At 72.7% G+C, this 17,921-nt stretch carries 18 protein-coding genes and 3 pseudogenes; 8 read left to right on the forward strand and 13 right to left on the reverse strand.

Translation table 11 applies throughout. The features are described 5' to 3' along the window. Nucleotides 1–106: 106 nt before the first annotated feature. Nucleotides 107–428, reverse strand: a pseudogene (locus tag OIE75_RS10635) (HtaA domain-containing protein); the annotation flags it as partial. Here OIE75_RS10635 and OIE75_RS10640 point away from each other — a divergent pair. The 3 genes and pseudogenes from OIE75_RS10640 to OIE75_RS10645 form a co-directional block, all read left to right on the forward strand. After that, nucleotides 412–902: pseudogene (locus OIE75_RS10640) on the forward strand (ATP-binding cassette domain-containing protein); the annotation flags it as partial. The pseudogenes OIE75_RS10635 and OIE75_RS10640 sit on opposite strands and share 17 nt — an antisense overlap. Nucleotides 903–905: 3 nt before the next feature. Continuing rightward, nucleotides 906–1,043 (forward strand): annotated as a pseudogene (locus OIE75_RS41410) (iron transporter); the annotation flags it as partial. Further along, complete coding sequence (locus OIE75_RS10645) at nucleotides 1,003–1,992, forward strand: hypothetical protein (RefSeq protein WP_307011631.1); 990 nt, start codon at nucleotides 1,003–1,005, stop codon at nucleotides 1,990–1,992. The pseudogene OIE75_RS41410 and the gene OIE75_RS10645, both read left to right, overlap by 41 nt. 15 nt (nucleotides 1,993–2,007) lie before the next feature. On the opposite strand, the gene OIE75_RS10650 is transcribed toward OIE75_RS10645, so the two are convergent. Then, nucleotides 2,008–2,739 carry a bifunctional DNA primase/polymerase gene (locus OIE75_RS10650; protein ID WP_329470488.1) on the reverse strand — a complete coding sequence of 244 codons (732 nt, stop codon included), beginning with the start codon at nucleotides 2,737–2,739 and terminating at the stop codon, nucleotides 2,008–2,010. A gap of 91 nt (nucleotides 2,740–2,830) precedes the next feature. Then, nucleotides 2,831–3,478 carry a TetR/AcrR family transcriptional regulator gene (locus tag OIE75_RS10655; RefSeq protein WP_307011635.1) on the reverse strand — a complete coding sequence of 216 codons (648 nt, stop codon included), beginning with the start codon at nucleotides 3,476–3,478 and terminating at the stop codon, nucleotides 2,831–2,833. A gap of 106 nt (nucleotides 3,479–3,584) precedes the next feature. On the opposite strand from OIE75_RS10655, the gene OIE75_RS10660 reads away from it, so the two are divergent. Next, entirely contained in the window at nucleotides 3,585–3,788 is a 204-nt protein-coding gene (locus OIE75_RS10660; RefSeq protein ID WP_329470491.1) for a DUF6243 family protein, read from the forward strand. A gap of 12 nt (nucleotides 3,789–3,800) precedes the next feature. On the opposite strand, the gene OIE75_RS10665 is transcribed toward OIE75_RS10660, so the two are convergent. From OIE75_RS10665 to OIE75_RS10680, 4 genes are all read right to left on the reverse strand, one after another. Next, the gene (locus OIE75_RS10665; RefSeq protein WP_329473964.1) at nucleotides 3,801–4,457 is read right to left on the reverse strand and encodes a response regulator transcription factor; all 657 of its coding nucleotides are present in this window, start codon (nucleotides 4,455–4,457) and stop codon (nucleotides 3,801–3,803) included. Between the two features lie 56 nt (nucleotides 4,458–4,513). Next, nucleotides 4,514–5,512, reverse strand: a complete 999-nt coding sequence (locus tag OIE75_RS10670) for a small ribosomal subunit Rsm22 family protein (RefSeq protein ID WP_329470493.1) — start codon at nucleotides 5,510–5,512, stop codon at nucleotides 4,514–4,516. Between the two features lie 157 nt (nucleotides 5,513–5,669). Beyond that, on the reverse strand, nucleotides 5,670–6,719 hold the full coding sequence (locus tag OIE75_RS10675; RefSeq protein ID WP_329470495.1) for a serine hydrolase domain-containing protein: 1,050 nt from the start codon (nucleotides 6,717–6,719) through the stop codon (nucleotides 5,670–5,672). Between the two features lie 77 nt (nucleotides 6,720–6,796). Then, nucleotides 6,797–8,131, reverse strand: a complete 1,335-nt coding sequence (locus OIE75_RS10680) for a multidrug effflux MFS transporter (protein WP_307011642.1) — start codon at nucleotides 8,129–8,131, stop codon at nucleotides 6,797–6,799. Between the two features lie 105 nt (nucleotides 8,132–8,236). Between OIE75_RS10680 and OIE75_RS10685 the strand changes: the two genes are divergently transcribed. Continuing rightward, the gene (locus OIE75_RS10685) at nucleotides 8,237–9,253 is read left to right on the forward strand and encodes a Gfo/Idh/MocA family protein (RefSeq protein WP_329470498.1); all 1,017 of its coding nucleotides are present in this window, start codon (nucleotides 8,237–8,239) and stop codon (nucleotides 9,251–9,253) included. Here the strand turns inward: OIE75_RS10685 and OIE75_RS10690 are convergent. After that, complete coding sequence (locus tag OIE75_RS10690) at nucleotides 9,240–10,892, reverse strand: alkaline phosphatase D family protein (protein WP_329470500.1); 1,653 nt, start codon at nucleotides 10,890–10,892, stop codon at nucleotides 9,240–9,242. The genes OIE75_RS10685 and OIE75_RS10690 overlap by 14 nt on opposite strands. A 132-nt stretch (nucleotides 10,893–11,024) precedes the next feature. Between OIE75_RS10690 and OIE75_RS10695 the strand changes: the two genes are divergently transcribed. After that, the gene (locus tag OIE75_RS10695; RefSeq protein ID WP_307011647.1) at nucleotides 11,025–11,813 is read left to right on the forward strand and encodes an SDR family oxidoreductase; all 789 of its coding nucleotides are present in this window, start codon (nucleotides 11,025–11,027) and stop codon (nucleotides 11,811–11,813) included. A 274-nt stretch (nucleotides 11,814–12,087) separates the two neighbouring features. Here the strand turns inward: OIE75_RS10695 and OIE75_RS10700 are convergent, their stop codons facing one another. Continuing rightward, entirely contained in the window at nucleotides 12,088–12,414 is a 327-nt protein-coding gene (locus tag OIE75_RS10700; RefSeq protein WP_329470501.1) for a nuclear transport factor 2 family protein, read from the reverse strand. A gap of 142 nt (nucleotides 12,415–12,556) precedes the next feature. Here OIE75_RS10700 and OIE75_RS10705 point away from each other — a divergent pair, with 142 nt between their 5' ends. Further along, nucleotides 12,557–13,099 (forward strand): DoxX family protein, encoded by a 543-nt coding sequence (locus OIE75_RS10705; RefSeq protein ID WP_307011650.1) that lies wholly within the window; start codon nucleotides 12,557–12,559, stop codon nucleotides 13,097–13,099. 44 nt (nucleotides 13,100–13,143) lie between these two features. Then, nucleotides 13,144–13,491 (forward strand): MazG-like family protein, encoded by a 348-nt coding sequence (locus tag OIE75_RS10710; RefSeq protein WP_329470502.1) that lies wholly within the window; start codon nucleotides 13,144–13,146, stop codon nucleotides 13,489–13,491. Between the two features lie 111 nt (nucleotides 13,492–13,602). Here the strand turns inward: OIE75_RS10710 and OIE75_RS10715 are convergent, their stop codons facing one another. From OIE75_RS10715 to OIE75_RS10730, 4 genes are all read right to left on the reverse strand, one after another. Then, complete coding sequence (locus tag OIE75_RS10715) at nucleotides 13,603–14,592, reverse strand: polysaccharide deacetylase family protein (protein WP_329470503.1); 990 nt, start codon at nucleotides 14,590–14,592, stop codon at nucleotides 13,603–13,605. 41 nt (nucleotides 14,593–14,633) lie between these two features. Beyond that, nucleotides 14,634–15,587 (reverse strand): glycoside hydrolase family 11 protein, encoded by a 954-nt coding sequence (locus tag OIE75_RS10720; RefSeq protein WP_329470504.1) that lies wholly within the window; start codon nucleotides 15,585–15,587, stop codon nucleotides 14,634–14,636. A gap of 219 nt (nucleotides 15,588–15,806) precedes the next feature. After that, on the reverse strand, nucleotides 15,807–16,166 hold the full coding sequence (locus tag OIE75_RS10725; protein WP_329470505.1) for a hypothetical protein: 360 nt from the start codon (nucleotides 16,164–16,166) through the stop codon (nucleotides 15,807–15,809). Nucleotides 16,167–16,234: 68 nt separating this feature from the next. Further along, a complete protein-coding gene (locus OIE75_RS10730; RefSeq protein ID WP_329470506.1) occupies nucleotides 16,235–17,842 on the reverse strand; it encodes a serine/threonine-protein kinase in 1,608 nt (535 codons plus the stop codon). Nucleotides 17,843–17,921: the final 79 nt, after the last annotated feature.

Here is a 17,921-nt window from a genome sequence, read left to right on the forward strand (position 1 = left end):
TCCGCCCCGGCCCGCGACGGACTACTGCTGGGTCCGGCGCCTGCGCGTCGCGTAGCGCGCCCGCTCCGATCGCGACCGCGACGCCCGCCGCCCCGGCCAGGGCCGGGCCCGGGATGTCGGAGCCGGTGGTGGCGAGGGTGAGGTCGAGCTGATGGCCGCCGCCGCTCGTGCGGTGACCGAGGAAGCGCACGCCGCCGGAGTACGGCCCGGAAGGTGCCCTGATCGCCGTCGTGGGCGCCGGTCGCGGAGTGGAAGCGGAAGGCGCTGCCGCCGACGGTGGCCGCTCCCCCGGTCAGCGAGTAACTCCCCTTGGCGATGGGCCCGGTGACGTAGCTCTGGAACGACTTGATGCCCCGGTCGAGCCGTCCGCCCTGCACGGTCCGACTCTCGGCTTCTTCTGGCTGCTGCGCCGCACCCGGCGCAGGCAAGGGGGTTGGGCATGAGAGCCACGAAGGTGTCCAACACGCGGGCCCTGCTGCGGCTCGTACCGTCCCGTCCACTGCCGCCGCCCCCGGCCGCGCCCGGCGACGTGCGCGCGGAGGCGGCGGCGAGCGGGCCCGGGTGGCGCTCGCCCGGGTCCTCGCGCAGCGCGCGCCGCTGCTCCTGCTCGACGAACCGACCGCGACCCTGGACCTGCGGCACCAGGAACTCGTCCTCCGCCTGTGCCGGGAGCGGGTGCGGGCCGGGGACGCGGTGGCCGTCGTCCTGCACGGCCTCGCGCTGGCGGCGGCGTACGCGGACCGGGTGGCGATCCTGCGGGCGGGCCGGATCACGGCCGAGGGCCCCCCGGCGGAGGTGTGTTCGCCGAGCCCCTTCTCTCAGAGGTCTACGACCAGCCGGTGGAGGTGCTGCCGCACCCGCGCACGGGCGCGCTGCTGGTCGTCCCGCGCCGCGAGGTGTGAACGGAGGTCACGGTGTGGCGGCTGTCCCCGGTCCCGGCGTTCGGACGCCGCCCCGCCCCGGTAGGGTTCGCCTCCGGGAAGGGGAAGGTGAAGGAACCTGATGAGCAGGGATCGCGGCCCTCGACGGCCCCACCGGCTTGACCGGAAGATACTCACGGCGGCCTCGGTGACCGCTTTGTCGTTGACGGCGAGCGGATGCGTGGTGGTGCACGGCGAGCGCGAGGTGCTCCCCTCGGCCACCCGGGCCGAAGCCGCCAAGGCGCTCGAACAGTTCACCTCCGCGTACAACGCCGCCGACAAGGCGTACGACGCGTCCCTGGACGCCGAGCACACCGCCGGCGCCCTCGCCGCCATCGACTCGGCGCGGCTGAAGGCGGGCCGGACCAACCACCCGGACGGCAACCCGGCGCACGCGCCGCTGGAGCTGACCGACGCGAAGTACACGATTCCGAAGAAGGCGGGCTGGCCCCGCTGGTTCGTCGCGGACACCAAGGCCAACAAGGGCGGAACGTCGCGCTGGCTGCTGGTGTTCACCCGTGACGGCCTGGACGAGACCTGGCAGGCGACGTACCTGACGCTGGTCGCCCCGGACCGGATGCCCGAGTTCAAGACCGACGCGGACGGCTGGGCCGAGGCGGTCCCCGCCAACTCGACGGATCTGGCCGCCCCGCCGGGAGACCTGAGCAAGGACTACACGACGTATCTGCAGGACGGCGGCGCGTCCTTCGCGGACGGCGTGCACACCAGTTCCTGGCGGAAGGTGCGGGAGAAGCGGTCGAGCCGCCCCGGCCTGGTCACCCAGTTCATCGACGAGCCGCTGACGAACGGCGACTACGCGCCGCTGGCGCTGCGTACGAAGGACGGCGGTGCGCTGGTGTTCTTCACCACGCGGCACTACGAGAAGCAGACCTCGGCGCGGGGCGCGGCGGTGCCGACGCCGAACAAGGACGTGCTGGCCCTGACGGACGGCGAGATCAAGCAGTCGCTGACGATGGAGTTCGTGTCCAACGAGGTGGCGCTCGACCCGGCGGACGGGAAGGTGTCGGTCCTGGGCCGGGTGCAGGGTCTGACGTCGGCGAAGGGCGAGTAGCCCCGCCGCCGGGCCTCAGCGGCGCAGTGGCCAGGCCGTGCCCGCCTGGTCGCTCTCCTCGCCGGTGTGCCGGGCGCAGGCGTCGGTGAGGGTCTCCAGCAGGGTCAGCGGGTCCGGCAGCGGGTGCTCGGGTCCGCGCACCCAGTGCACCGTGCGGTCCTCGCCGGGCAGCCGGGCGGGAGGTACGAGTACGTAGGACCCGCGGCAGTGCCAGCGCAGCCCGGGGTGCTCGTCCATGGTCTCGGGGTGGCAGTCCAGCTCGCAGGGCCACCACTCGTCCTCGTCCTCGGGGGTGCCGCGGGTGAGAGTGAACAGCAGCATGCGGCCGTCGTCGCTCTCGGCGACCGGGCCGACGTCGATGCCGGCGTCCAGCAGCCGCCGGACCGCCTCGCGACCGGCCTCCAGGGGCACGTCGAGGACGTCGTGGACCATGCCGGTCGCGGTGATGAAGTTGGCCTCGGGCTGATGCCGGGCCCAGCGCTCGATCTGCGACCGGTCGGTGGTGGACTGGGTCTGCCAGGCGAAGGAGACCGGGTGTCGCGCCGGGGTGGGACAGCCCACGCGGTCGCAGGAGCAACGGTATCCGGCGGGGTGCGCGGCGGGCGCCAGCGGCAGTCCCGCACCGGCGGCGGCGAGCAGCAGGTCCTCCCGGCCACCGTCACCGGCGGCCTCCTTGGGGCGGCGTCCGCGCAGCCACGAGGAGAGTTTGCCCTGCAGACCGCTCCGACCGCCGAACTCCGCGCTCATCACACCCCTTGCCTCGCCGTCGTGCGCACCAGCATGCCCTATGGTCGCACCATTCCGCTCTTCGGGGTCGCGAAGGGACAAACTTCCCTGGTCACCGAGGGGCGAGCCCGTGGAGCGCGTAGTCGACGAGCGTGTCGGTGTACTCGTAGGAGATCGGCGCGGTGTGCTGGAGCCAGCGCTGGGCGAGCGGGGAGACGAAGAGTTCCAGTCCGATGCGCGGGTCGATGTCCGGCCGCACCTGGCCGGCCGCCTGGGCGGACCGCAGCCGGTCGACGTAGAGCTGGAGCGAGGGCTCCAGGAGCTTGGCGACGAACCGCCGGCCGAGCTGCTCGTCGACGAGGCCCTCCGCTGCCAGGGCACGGGAGGGGCCCTCGAACTTCGGGTCCCGCAGTTCGTCGACGGTGCCGCGCAGTACGGCCTTGAGGTCGGCGGCGAGGTCGCCAGTGTCCGGGATGGCGTACGTCGCCTGCCCCTCGGCACCCGCGGCCCGCGCGGCGCGGTCGCCCAGGTCGAGGAATGCCTCCAGCAGGACGTCCGCCTTGGAGGACCACCAGCGGTAGATCGTCTGCTTGCCGACGCCGGCACGGGCGGCGATGCCCTCGATGGTGGTCTTGGGGTAGCCGACCTCCCCCACGAGGGCGAGGGCGGCGTCGTAGATGGCCTGGCGGGAGCGCTGGCTGCGCCGGGTGGCGTCGGGGATCGGCTTGTCGGGGGTGTGAGCGGGTTTCTGAGCGGCCATGTCTCGAATCTATCAGGTTGACAAGACGCCCCGTCTCGCCGGACAGTGAGGGCACGAGGCCCGAGACGAACCGTCTCGTGTCACTGGCGAGGACGAGGAGGACACGATGTCCCGAGGTGGAGCAGGAAACATACTGGGCGTCGGCGGCACCCGCCGGAAGCTCGGCCGGGACGCCCTGCGCGGCGGCGACCGCTCCGGCAGGGCCGGCGGCGCGCCGAGCCCGCAGGAGCAGAAACGGGAGCTGCTGCGCAAACTGCAGGAGCGACGGCAGCCCCGTCAGGAAGGGGAGGGCGCCGGCGAGGCGTCGTGAGACCGGGCCCGGTCAGTGTGGCTGCGCGTTCTCCAGGTAGTGGAGGACGGCGGCCACACGCCGGTCCACCTGGTCGGCCGGGGAGAGGTCGAGCTTGGCGAAGATGCTGCGGATGTGCTTGTGGACGGCTCCGTCGGTGACGACGAGCCGCCCGGCGATGGCGCTGTTGCCCAGGCCCTCGGCCATCAGGCCGAGCACCTCGCGCTCCCGGGGACTGAGCCGTTCGAGCCGGGTGTCCTGCCGGCCGCGGGTGAACAGCTGGGCGACGACCTCCGGATCGATGGCGGTGCCGCCGCCCGCGACCCGCCGCAGCGCCGCCATGAACTCCTCGACCCGTCCGACCCGTTCCTTGAGCAGATAGCCGAGGCCACCCACGCCGCCGGTCAGCAGATCGGTGGCGAAGGACTGCTCGACGTAGGCGGACAGCACCAGCACCGCCAGCTCAGGACGGAGCCGTCGCGCCTCGACGGCCGCGCGCACGCCTTCGTCGGTGTGGGTGGGCGGCATCCGTACGTCCAGGACGGCGACGTCGGGCCGGTGCTCGTCGATCGCGAGGAGGGCCCCCTCACCGGTGCCGGCGGTGGCGACCACGTCCAGCCCCTCGGCGCGCAGCAGCAGGGCGAGTCCTTCGCGCAACAGGGGGTCGTCCTCGGCGATGACGACCCGCAGGGCGCGGTGCTCTTGATCTTCCACGGGCCCACTTCCGGATCGTCGGTCCAACGACCCTACTCGTTCCCGGGGTTGCCGCCCGCCGCCTCCGGCCAGGCATCCCCCCAGGCCGCGTCCCGCGCCGCCTTGTACAGGTCGCCGTGCCGTTTGGTGACGGTCCGCCGCTCCAGCCGCTCGTCCGGCTCGCAGAGGTCGAGCAGCACCTGGCCCTTGCGGATCTGCGGCCGCCGGACCACGCGGGAGGGGGCCGGGGAGACCGGGAGGCGGGTGGCGGCGACGTAGCTGAACTTCTCGTCCTCGTAGGCGAGGGACCCGCTCTTGACCTGCCGGTGCAGGGAGGAACGGCTGACCCGCGCCGCGAAGTGGCACCAGTCCGTGCCGGGCACGATGGGGCAGGCGGCGCTGTGCGGGCAGGGCGCGGCGACGTGGAACCCGGCGGCGACGAGCCGGTCGCGGGCCTCGATGACGCGGGCGTACCCGGCGGGGGTGCCGGCCTCCACGATCACGACGGCCCGGGCGGCGCCGGCGGCGGCGTCGACGAGAGCGGCGCGGTCCGCGGGGGTCAGCTCGTTGAGCACGTAGGAGACGGTGACGAGGTCGGCGCTCTCGACGGTGAGGGCCGCTCCGATCCGGGAGCGCTGCCAGCGGACGTCGCGCAGGGCGGGGTGGGAGGCGGCGATCTCCCGGCCCAGGGCGAGGGCGGGCTCCGCCCAGTCCAGCACGGTCACCGGGCGGCGGCCGTCCCAGGTGTCGCTGACGGCCCAGGTCGCGGCACCGGTCCCGCCGCCCACGTCCACGTGGCTGCCCGGCACCCATCCCGGCACGGCGTCCGCGAACGCGGCCAGCGCGGAGCGTACGGCGGCGAAGGTGGCGGGCATGCGGTAGGCGGCGTAGGCAACGACGTCGGCGCGGTCGCGGAGGATGGGGGCGTCGGTCGGGGTGTCCCCCCGGTACTTCCCGATCAGCCGCTCCACGGCCTGCGCGGCCTGCCGCGGCGGCAGCCCGTCGACGAGGTCGGCGAGGGCGGCACGCAGGATGTCGGCGGGGTCGTTCACGCGACGATTCTACGAGGGGCTGCGCGGGGGGCGGGGGGACGGGGGCCGACGGTCACATGGCGCCCCGGCGCGGGTGTGGGCCGGGGGGGGTGACGCGGGCCGGCGCCGGCCGGGTGCCGCCGCGCCCACCCCGTGGCCCACACCCCCCGGGCCGCCGTCAGGCATCCCGTACCGCTCGGGCCACCCGCGTACACACGCCCGCCCGGGGCCCGTTGGCAGCAGCCCTCCGGCGCGGGTGGACCGTGTTCGCGAGGAGGATCGCGAAGGTGTCCGTCACGCGGTCGAGGACCAGCATCGTGCCGGTGAACCCGGTGTGCCCCGCCGCCCCGCGTCCCGCCAGTTCCCCCATGAACCACGGCTGGTCCAGGGCGAACCCCAGCCCCGGCTCCGTGAGCAGCAGTTCCACGAAGTCGGGACCGAGGATGCGGGCCGGCCCGTACGCCCCGCCCCCGAGCAGCGCCCGGCAGAAGACCGCGAGGTCACGCCCGGTCGAGAACAGCCCCGCGTGCCCGGCCACCCCGCCGAGCGCCCACGCGTTCTCGTCGTGGACGACCCCGCGCAGCATCCCCCGGTCGGCCTTCCCCCACGGCCGCCGCTGGTCCTCCGTCGCCGCCGCCCTCGGGCAGGGCCCGAAGCCCGTCGCCGCCATGCCCAGCGGCCGGGTGATCCCGTCCCGGACGAGGGTGTCGAGGCCGCGCCCGGTGATGTGCTCCAGCACCTGCTGGAGGAGCAGCATGTTCAGGTCCGAGTAGCAGTACGTTCCCGGCACCTCCACCGGCCGCTCCGCCCGCAGCAGCGCCAGCCGCTCCGCGTCGTCCGCGCAGTCGTACAGCGGGAGTTCGGGCCGCAGTCCGGAGGTGTGGGTGAGCAGCTGCCGCACGGTGACCCGGTGCTCGGCGGCGCCCCGGAAGTCCGGCAGGTACGCGCCCACCTCCGCGTCGATGCCGAGCGTGCCCCGCTCGATCTGCTGCACCGCGGCGACCGAGGTGAAGAGCTTCGTCAGGGACGCCAGGTCGAACGGCGTCCCCACGCTCATCGGCACCCGCTCCCCCTCCGGCAGCTCCACCCCGCGGTCGGTGCGCGGGTCGTACGCGGCGTACCGCACGGCCCACCCGGCCGCCTCCTCGACGGCGAGCACGGGCCCGCGCCCGACGGCCACGACGGCACCGGCCGCCCAGGGCCGCTGTCCGGCGGTGAGGGCGTGCACGTCGGCGACGACGCGGCGGAGCTGCCGGGGATCGAGCCCGGCCCGCTCAGGGCTGCCACTGCGCAGTCTCGGAGCGCTCAGTTCTCCGCTCCCTGCCCGCTCGCGGCTCCCCGCACGCTCGCACGCCCCGCCGAGGGACGCCCCATGCCCACGAGGAACACGAGGAAGCCGAGCGCCACCACCGCCGCCGTCAGCTGGACGACGGCCATCGGCAGGGCGGTGTCCTCGCCGCCGATCCCCACCAGCGGGGAGGCGACGGCGCCGACGAGGAAGGAGGACGTGCCGAGCAGCGCGGACGCGGAGCCGGCCGACTTCTTCACCCGCATCAGGGCCAGCGCCTGGGTGTTCGGCAGGCTGATCCCCATCGCGGACATCAGCACGAACAGCGCGGCGGCCACCGGCACGAGCCCGACCTCGCCGAAGACGCCCAGGGACATCAGCAGCAGCGCGGTCGAGGCGGCGATGACGATCACGAGGCCGACGCACAGCACCCGGTCCAGCCGGACCCGGCCGACGAGGATCTTGCCGTTGATCTGTCCGACGACGACCAGGCCGATCGAGTTGAGCCCGAACAGCAGGCTGAAGGTCTGCGCGGAGGCGCCGTAGATCTCCTGGATGACGAACGGGGACGCGGCGACGTAGGCGAACAGGGACGCGAAGGCGAAGCTGCCCGCGAGCATGTAGCCGGTGAAGGCGCGGTCGGCGAGCAGCCCGCGCATCGCGCGGAGGGTGTCCCGGGCCCCGCCCGCGTGCCGCTCGGTCTCGGGCAGCGTCTCGGGCAGCTTGGCCCAGACCACGACGCCGAGCACCACCCCGACCACGACGAGGACGACGAACACGCCCCGCCAGTCCGTCACCCGCAGGATCTGCCCGCCGATGAGCGGCGCCACGATCGGCGCGACGCCGGAGATCAGCATGAGGGTGGAGAAGAAGCGGGCCATGGCCACACCGTCGTACAGGTCGCGGACCACGGCCCGGGCGATGACGATCCCGGCGGCGCCCGCGAGCCCCTGGATCAGCCGGAAGGCTACGAGGAGTTCGACGGTGGGCGCGACCGCGCACAGGGCGGTGGCGACGACGTAGACCGCGAGCCCGGCGAGCAGCGGACGCCGGCGTCCCCACTTGTCGCTCATCGGTCCGACGAGGAGCTGGCCGAGGGCCATGCCGGCCAGGCAGGCGGTGAGCGTGAGCTGGACGGTCGCGGCGGGCGCGTGCAGGGACCGGGTGACCTCCGGGAGCGAGGGGAGGTACATGTCCATCGCCAGCGGCGGCGTCGCGGTGAGGCTGCCGAGGATGAGTGTGACGAGCAGCCCGGTGCGGCGGGCGGCGCGCAGCGAGTGGACGGCCGGCCCCGTTCCGGGGCTCGTGATGTCGGTCGATTCGTACGATATGGACGGCCCGCGCTCGGGCATGTGCCCTCCCTCTTCTACAGATCCGCCACCTATGCTCTCAGCTCGTACGCACTTGAACGAACAGACTCGAACGAACCTGAGCGAGGGTGGGGCAGCGTGTCAGCGGTGACCGGGCAGAAGGTGCGCTGGGGGATTCTGGCGACCGGCGGGATGGCGGCGACGTTCACGGCGGATCTGGTGGATCTGCCGGACGCGGAGGTCGTGGCGGTGGCCTCGCGGACCGACGCGTCGGCGAAGGCGTTCGCGGAGCGGTTCGGGATACCGCGGGCGTACGGCGACTGGGAGACGCTGGCGCGCGACGAGGACGTCGACGTGGTGTACGTCGCCACCCCGCACTCGGCGCACCGGAGGGCCGCCGGCCTGTGCCTGGAGGCGGGCCGGAACGTGCTCTGCGAGAAGCCGTTCACGCTGAACGCGCGCGAGGCGGAGGAACTGGCCGGGCTCGCCCGGCGGCGCGGCGTCTTCCTCATGGAAGCGATGTGGATGTACTGCAACCCGCTGGTACGCCGTCTGAAGGCACTCCTCGCCGACGGCGCGATCGGCGAGATCCGCAGCGTCCACGCGGACTTCGGACTGGCGGGCCCCTTCCCGCCCACCCACCGTCTGCGCGACCCCGCGCAGGGCGGCGGCGCGCTGCTGGACCTGGGCGTGTACCCGGTGTCGTTCGCGCAGTTGCTGCTCGGTGAGCCGTCGGACGTCGTCGCGCGGTCGGTCCTCTCGGACGAGGGCGTCGACCTCCAGACGGGCGCCCTGCTCTCCTACGCGAGCGGCGCGCTCGCGTCGGTGCACTGCTCCATCATCGGCGGCACCCCCAACTCCGCCTCGGTCACCGGCTCCAAGGGACGCGTCGACGTCCCGCACGGCTTCTTCTTCCCGGACCACTTCGTCCTGCACCGCGACGGCAGGGACCCGGAGGAGTTCCGGGCCGATCCGGCCGACGGCCCCCGGGCCAGCCTCCAGCACGAGGCCCGCGAGGTGATGCGGGCGCTGCGGGCCGGGGAGACGGAGTCGCCGCTGGTGCCGCTCGACGGCACGCTGGCGGTGATGCGGACGCTCGACGCGATCCGTGAGCGCGTCGGCGTCCGCTATCCCGGCGAGGAGCGCGCGGTCACGCCGGCTTGAGCCCCTGCTCCCCCACCTCCGTCACGAACGACCCGGCGGTCGTCAGCGGCGCGCCCTGCGTGGTGACGTGCGAGACCGTCTTGAAGTCGGCGCGCGCCAGGCCCCGGCCGAGGGACACCTTGGCGTAGCCGCGCCGCCCGTTGAAGAACTTCAGGTGCGGGTTGGCGGCCATGAGGGTGTCCCAGTTGGAGGGCTTCTCGGAGCCGTCGCGGCCGCTGGTGACGGAGGTGGTGACGATCTCGGTGCCCAGGGTGCGGGAGCCGGGGTCGTCGAAGTCGCGCTTGATGTCGAAGCCGTAGGAGACGTGCACGTCGCCGGTGAGCACCATCAGGTTCTCGATCCCGGCGGCCTGCGCGCCGGCCAGCACCCGGTCGCGGGAGGCCGGGTAGCCGTCCCAGGAGTCCATGGAGACCCGGGAGGGGAGCGTGGTGGAGTTGTACCGGCGGGCGAAGGTGACCTGCTGGGGCACCACGTTCCACAGGGCGTTCGACCGGTGCCAGCCGTTGATCAGCCAGCGCTCCTGGGCGTCGCCGGTCAGGGTGCGCGAGGGGTCCTCGGACTCGGGTCCTGAGTACTGCCAGCCGTCGCCGTAGGCCTGGTTGGAGCGGTACTGCCGGGTGTCGAGCACGTCGAACTGGGCCAGCCGGCCCCAGTGCAGGCGGCGGTAGAGCTTCAGGTCCGGGCCGTCGGGGAGCTGGGGCCGGCGCAGCGGCATGTTCTCCCAGTACGCCCGGTAGGCGGCGGCGCGGCGGATGAGGAACTCCTCCGGCGGGACGCTGTTCTCCGGCGTCTCGTCCGCGTAGTTGTTCTCCGTCTCGTGGTCGTCCCAGGTGACGACGAAGGGGTGGGCGGCGTGCGCGGCCCGCAGGTCGGGGTCCGACTTGTAGAGGGCGTACCGCAGCCGGTAGTCCTCCAGGGTGACGGTCTCGTGGTTGAAGAGGCCGGGCAGGGTGCCGGCCGGGTAGGCGCGGGAGCCGCCGGTGGCGTTCACGGCGTACTCGTAGAGGTAGTCGCCGAGGTGGAAGACGACGTCCACGTCCTCCTGGGCCAGGTGCTTGTACGCGGTGTAGTACCCCTCGTCGTACTTCTGGCAGGAGACGACGCCGAAGGTGAGGTCGGAGACCCGGCTGGAGGGGGAGGGCGCGGTGCGGGTGCGGCCCACGGGGCTGATCCAGCTGCCGGCGCGGAAGCGGTAGAAGTAGACCTGGCCGGGTGCGAGGTGGTCCACCTCGACGTGCACGGTGTGGTGGAACTCGGGGTGGGCGGTGGCGGTGCCCCTCCTGACGACGCGGCGGAACCGTTCGTCCAGGGCCACCTCCCAGCCCACCTCGACGCGTTTCGCGGGCAGTCCGCTGTCGGCCTGGTAGGGCACGGGGGCCAGGCGGGTCCACAGCAGGACGGAGTCGGACTGCGGGTCGCCGGAGGCGACGCCGAGGGTGAAGGGGTCGTCGGTGAGCCGCGCGGCGTCCAGTTCGGCGGCGCTCGCGGTGCCGGCGGCCGGCAGGTTCACGGAGAAGGCGAGCGCGGCGGCGGCGCCGGTGACGGTCAGGAAGCGGCGGCGGCCCAGGTGGCGGGCGGCGGCGCGGAGTTCGGGCGCGTGCGAGGGCTGGGACTGGGCGGGCTGGTTCGCGGGTGTCATCCGTTTCTCCCCTTACGGTGGCTGCAAGGGGCATTCGACGGTCCGGGAACGACACTCGCTTGGCGCGGACATGGCGATCCCATGTCGGGAGGGTGAGTTCGGCACGATCCGCGACCCGTACGCTGCCGACTCATGAACTCCGTGAAAACCACCGACGAGGAAACCGTCGGCGCGCAGCAGATCGCCGTCGTGACGGGTGCCGGTTCCGGCATCGGCCGGGCGGTCGCCGTGGAACTGCTCACCGCGGGCTGGGCGGTGGCGCTGGCAGGCCGGCGCCCCGAGACCCTGGAGGAGACGGCCGCCCTGGCCCCGGCGGGCGCCGCGGCGCTGCCGGTGCGCGCCGACGTGTCACGCCCGGACGACGTGGCGGCCCTGTTCGCGGCCGTGCGCGACCGCTTCGGACGCCTGGACCTGCTGTTCAACAACGCCGGGACGTTCGGCCCGGGCGGCGTGCCGGTCGAGGAACTGCCCTACGAGGCGTGGCGGCACGTGGTGGACACCAACCTGAACGGCGCGTTCCTGTGCGCGCAGGCGGCGTACCGGCAGATGAAGGAGCAGGACCCGCGGGGCGGGCGGATCATCAACAACGGCTCGATCTCGGCGCACACGCCGCGCCCGCACTCGGTGGCGTACACCGCGACCAAGCACGCGCTGACGGGCCTGACCAAGTCGCTGTCGCTGGACGGCCGTCCCTACGGCATCGCGGTCGGCCAGATCGACATCGGCAACGCGGCGACCGACATGACGGCGGGGATGCAGACCGGCGCGCTCCAGGCCAACGGGGAGACGGCGGCCGAGCCGGTGATGGACGTGGCCGACGTGGCGCGCACGGTGCGGCACATGGCGCAGCTGCCGCTGGAGGCGAACGTGCAGTTCGCGACGGTCATGGCGACGGCGATGCCGTACGTGGGGCGCGGCTGAGTCGATTCACACAATCGGAATATCAAAGTCCGCAGCATTGCGGCCCGTGGCGGACTTATGCTCAACTCTCCTTCACCAGAGCTTCACACTTGGAGCGTTAGCCTTCGGTCTTCCGTCTTCCGTGACGCTCACGGCGATCCGCAGGCCATACCGAGGGGGGAGGCGACAGCCGTCCGCAGCACCGGGCTGGGGGTGGATCCCGCGTGGGACCGCGGGATACGCACCGGTGGGCGGACGGCTGCCGCACACATCCGCCGCGGGCCCGTCGCCCGCGCTACGCCTGACCGGTCTCGAACCGCGTGATCCGGCCGTCGTCGTTCACGGTGAAGTCCCACCGGGTACGCATCTCGCCCCAGGTGTCGTTGCGGTAGCGGGCGATGAGGGCGCGACCGCCGTTCGACTCGTTGTCGACCTCCATGTGGCCGTTGGAGGAGAAGATCTCCTGGTCGATCCAGTCGGCGAGGTCCCGGTCGGCCCCGTCGTCGGCCATGGTGGCGTCCGGCGCGAGCAGCGCGAGGAAGGCGTCGCGGTCGTGGGCGTTGACGGCGGTGACGAAGCCGCGGACGGCCGGGTCGCTGAGTCGCGTGGTCTGAATGGTCATGCCGGCCAGCGTCACACCGGCCCGGCACCCCCGCCACCGGTCCGCCACCCGAACGGCGCCCGCGACGGGCCCGCGCGGGAGACCCGGGAGACGGTGATGGGGGTGAGCCGCCGCCGTCTGCGAGGGATGCGAGGGAGTCGACGTGAACTGTTACGACCGGCGTGATCTGGGCCTGCTGCTGCTCCGACTGGGTACCGGCGGCGTACTGGCCGCACACGGGGCGCAGAAGCTGCTCGGCTGGTTCGGCGGTGGCGGCATCGAGGGGACCGGCCAGGCCATGGAGGCCATGGGCTACGAGCCCGGCCGGACCAGCGCGGTCATGGCCGGCCTGGCGGAGGCGGGCGGCGGGACCCTGCTGGCGCTGGGCCTGGCCACCCCGGCCGCGGGTGCCGCGGCGGCCGGCGCGATGGTGGGCGCGGCGGCGGTGCACGCCCCGAACGGCTTCTTCGCCCAGGCCGGCGGCTACGAGTACGCCGCGTCCCTCGCCCTGACCGCCACCGGGCTCGCGGTCACCGGCCCCGGCCGCCTCTCCCTCGACCACGCGCTCGGCCACGCGGTCAACCGCAACTGGATGGTCCCGGCCGCCTTCGCGGCGACGGCGGCGGCCACGGCGGTCGTCGTCGGTGCCCGCAACAAGCGGGTACGGAAGGCGGCCGAGGGCGAGCAGGAGCCACTGTTCGACTGAGACCGCACCCGGCAGGCCGGCTCCGGCATGGCACGCTGCTCGGTATGAGCGAAGACCCCGCCGGCACCCCTGCCGCCGACCCCTGGGACACCATCGACGACCTGTGCGAGTGGCTGGAGGCGGACCAGCCCGTCGGCGGCCGGGAGGGCCTGCTGCTGCGCATGCTGAAGCTGTCGGAGGAGGTCGGGGAGGTCGCCGAGGCGGTGATCGGCGCGACCGGTCAGAACCCGCGCAAGGGCACCACCCACACCTGGGAGGACGTGGAGGCGGAGCTGTGCGACGTGGTGATCACGGCGATGGTGGCGCTGCGGTCGCTGACGCCCGGGGCGCGGGAGGTGTTCGGGCGGCATCTGGCGCGGGTGGCGGGGAGGTCGCTGCCGCCCAGGTCGTGACGGTGCCGCCCGGACGTGAGGGTCGCTGCCGCCGGGCCTGCGAGCCGCTGCCGCCGGGCGCGAGGTGCCGGGCCCGGGCGAAGCCGCACCCGGGCACCCACGACGCCGACGTCAGCCCGTACTGCAGGAGACGCCCGGCCAGGTCCAGTTGCCGTTGGCCTGGATGGTGGCACCCCAGTTGCTGCCACTCCCGTTCGACTTGGCGGTCAGCGTCTGCGCACTGGGATAACTCGCGTTGACGTTCCAGGTGGACAGCACCTTCGCCGGAGAGGGCACGTTCAGCGTCACCGTCCAGTCGGCGGCGCCACTGACGGAGACGTTGAGGTTGTAGCGGTCCCCCCACCGCTGTCCGGCGGAGAGCGTGGCGGTACAGGCTCCACCGCCACCCCCTCCCCCGCCGCTGCCGTCGGGAGCCACCGCGCGGCCGGTCTGCGGGGAGATCATGCCGGAGCACAGGCCCTTGCCCGCCAGCGTCTGCGCGATGCGCGGTACGGCCGCGAGGGTGTTGGCGGGCCAGTCGTGCATGAGGATCACCTGCCCGTTGCCGAGCCGGGAGACGGCCTGCACGATCGCGTCGGTACTGGCGTTGTTCCAGTCCTGCGAGTCGACGTCCCAGATGACCTCGGTCAGCCCGTACTTGGCCTCGACCGACCGCAGTGTGGAGTTGGTCTCGCCGTACGGCGGCCGGAAGAGCTTGGGCGTCCCGCCGCCGGCGTCCGCGATCGCCTGCTGGGTCCGGGAGATCTCCGAGTCCATCTGGGCCTGGCTGAGCTGGGTCATGTGCGGGTGGGTGTAGCTGTGGTTGGCGACCCACATGCCGGCGTCGACCTGAGCCCGGACCAGGGACGGGTTCTGGGCGGCGTACTGACCCTGGTTGAACATGGTGGCCCGCAGCCCGTTCTGCTTGAGCGCGTTGAGCAGGGCCTGGGTGCTGCCGGAGGGCCCGTCGTCGAAGGTGAGCCCGACGTAGCCGTTGCAGGCGGCGGCCTGGGCGGGGGCGGCGCCGGCGGCGACGGTGCCCGCGGCGGCCAACGCGGCGACGGTCACGCCGCTGACCAGGGAGCGCAGGGGACGCGATGACGGACGTGGTCTGGTGCGCATACGAGTGGTCCTCCTCGTTGCTCGTGCTGGGTTCGACCGGGTCAGCCGGCCGCGCAGGAGACTGAGGGCCAGGTCCAGTTGCCGTTGGCCTGGATGGTGGCACCCCAGTTGCTGCCACTCCCGTTCGACTTGGCGGTCAGCGTCTGCGCCCTGGGATAACTCGCGTTGACGTTCCAGGTGGACAGCACCTTCGCCGGAGAAGGCACGTTCATCGTCACCGTCCAGTCGGCGGCGCCACTGACGGAGACGTTGAGGTTGTAGCGGTCCCCCCACTTCTCCCCGGCGGACACCGTGGCGGTACAGGCCCCGCCGCCACCACCACCGCCGCCACCGCCACCTCCACCGCTCGTACCGCCGACGGTGATGTTGGAACTGCCGCTGCTCTGGTAGCCCTCGGTGGCCATGATCATGTAGTAGCTGAAGTTGCCGAGCGGCATTCCGGCCCGCGACCACGCGTCGAAGTGGTTGCCGGTGGTGATGGTGCCACCGGTCCGCTTCTGCTGCCGCACGCTCCAGTACTGGTCGAAGGTGCGGGTGCCCTCGACGGAGGGGGCGTTGTAGCGGGTCGTCTTGTAGATGTCGTAGGTGCCGCCGTCGGTGGTGACGGTGCCCTTGTACTCCCCCGTGGGCCGGTAGGTGCCCCAGTTGTCGACGATGTAGTACTCGACGAGCGGGTTCGAGGTCCACCCGTACAGGGTCAGGTACGCGTTGCCGGACGGGTTGAAACTGCCCGAGTACTGCACGGTCCTTCGCCCGCCGTTGCTCCACCCCTTGCCCGCGACGAAGTTGCCGGTGTTGCGCCACGAGGTGCTGTACTGACCGCCCGACCCCATGTTCATGGAGACGGTGCCCTGGCTGTCGGTCCAGAACGAGTAGTAGTAGCCGTTGTTGGTGCCCTCCTGGTTGGTCGTGACGACCGTGTCGGCCCGGGCGGTACCCGGCAGCAACACCGCGACCAGCGCGGCCAGCGCGACGACCCACACTCTTCTCCGCATGCCTGTGCTTCCTCTCCTGGAGGTCCTGTAGTCCCTGGGAGGTTTCCACGACGGCGCCAGTGTTGGCCTGCACTCGTCAAGCGTCAATAGTTTCGGTAATTATTTCGAAAGCTTCGAGAGCGGATTGACTGGAACTTAGGGACATGCGAGCAGCTCATCCACGACCAGACGCTCGCATTGGGCAGCGCTCGATTACTCGAGCACCGGCCGCGTCAGCTTTCATTTCGAAACTTTCGAACCAACGGCACGCACAGAGCCTCTACCGATCAGCGGGGGTCGGTGAACGAGACCGGCCCGCGCATAAGCGATCTCCCTGCTCGTGGACTCGCCGACATACCCGCCCGGGTTGACGACCAGAACCCGGTCTGTGAGGTCGATCTTCCGCAGATGGAGGGCGCCCAGTGCGGCCTTCTGCTCCTCGGTGATCAACTCGTCCGCTCCGTGACCCTCGGCGCCCGGGAAGACGCCTGGCGCGACGACGATGGCACCTGCGAAGGTCAGCTCCCGGATCGCCGCGCTCATCTCGTCCACGAACCGGGCAGAGCCGCAGAGGCAGACGATCTCGGGTCGGTCGGTCACGGCGCAGTTCCTTCGGGTCGAACGGGAACCGTCAGTGTGCGCGTGTCCGCGATCGCGGACCGCCACGGTCAGGGCTCGTGGCTCACCTCCACGACCACACCGACCTCCCCCGCGTTGTCGTCCACGCACCCCTCGCCGTCGTTGATCCGGAGCTGGACCACGCCGCCACCGCCCGCCCGGAAGGCCTTCGCCTCACCGATGGCGAGAACCGGCGCGTCGTCGGCGTCCGAGAGGCGGGTCACCAGCGTGCCGAAGGCGGCGTCGGGTACGACCTTGCAGTCGACGGCGAAGGCCAGGTCCCGGTCGCTGTCCGGGGCGTATCCGGCTGGCCCGGTCATCGGCATGCGCTCGCGGTCGACCGTCCACTCACCCCGCCCGGACCTGACCGTGACGGTGTCGCCCGCGCGGACCACCGCGTCGACGACCGTCTGCCAGCCCCCGTCGGCGCTCACGACCACTTCGTACGAGGTCACCTGGGGCGCCCCGACCGGCGAGGCCCGGGAGGTCGGCGCCGGAGCGGGCGCTTCGGCCGCGCTCCGGTCCGCGCCCTGCCCGTCGCCCTGGAAGGGCGCCACGCCCGCGAGGAGCAGCCCGCCGCTCACGACCGCGACGAGCGTGGCAGCTCCGGCGAGTGTCCCCGCCAGCCAGCGGCCGGCGCCGCCCTTGCGTGCCGGGAGCGGTGCGGAGGTGGTTTCGGCGGTACGTGCCGCCGTACCACCGAGAGGGAACGGGGGCGCCGTCAGGGTGTCCCCCGCCCGTGCCGACAGGGCGGGGACGGGGCTGACGGCCACGGTGACGGCCTCGGACGCGACAGGGCCGTCCGCCGCCTCCCCCGCCGCGACGCTCCGCAGCGCCACCGTCAGTTCGTCGGCGGTGGGACGCTCGCGCGGGTCCCTGTGCAGCAGGGCCTCGACGACCGGACGGAGCGGGCCGAGCCTGTCCGGCAGCCGCGGCTTCCCGTACACGACGGCGTGCAGGGTCGCGGCGTGCGCGGGTCTGCGGAAGGGGGACTCCCCGCCGCAGACGGTGACCAGCGTCGCCCCGAGCGACCACAGGTCGGACGCGGGGCCCGCCTCCTGCGCCGTGGCCCGTTCCGGCGCCATGTACTCGACGGAGCCGATGAGTTGACCGGCCGACGTGACCGGCTCGCCGTCCTCTTCGAGAGCGGCGATGCCGAAGTCGGTCAGCACCGCGCTCCCGTCGGGGCGCAGCAGCACGTTGGCGGGCTTCACGTCGCGGTGCAGGGCTCCCGCCAGATGGACCGCCCGGAGGGCGTCGAGCAGCTGGAGCCCGAGGCGGGCGGTGTGCTCCGGAGTGAGCGGCCCGGACCGGCTCAGGTGGGCCGCGAGCGACGGACCGCGCACCAGCTCCATCACGATCCAGAGACGGTCCTCGAATTCGACCAGGTCGTGCACCCCGACCACGTGGGGGTGCGGTACCCGCGCGACGGCCCGCGCCTCACGGACGGCACGGCGCATCCGGGCCCGGCGGCCCTCGTCGCCGCCAGCGGCGATGTGCAGTTCCTTTGCGGCGACCGGCCGGTCGAGCAGCTGGTCGTGAGCGCGCCAGACGACGCCCATGCCGCCCCTGCCCAGGACTTCGTGCAGCAGATAGCGGCCGGCGACCAGCCGCCCGGGCCCTCCGCCCACCTGCTGATCAGGAACGCCGGTCAGCACCGGTCCTCACATCCCTCTCGCTGAGAACGAGGGCAACCATACCGACACCCGACGGTCGCCCGTTCCCAACCACCGCTGC

The organism is Streptomyces sp. NBC_01723 (assembly GCF_036246005.1).
Lineage (GTDB): Bacteria > Actinomycetota > Actinomycetes > Streptomycetales > Streptomycetaceae > Streptomyces.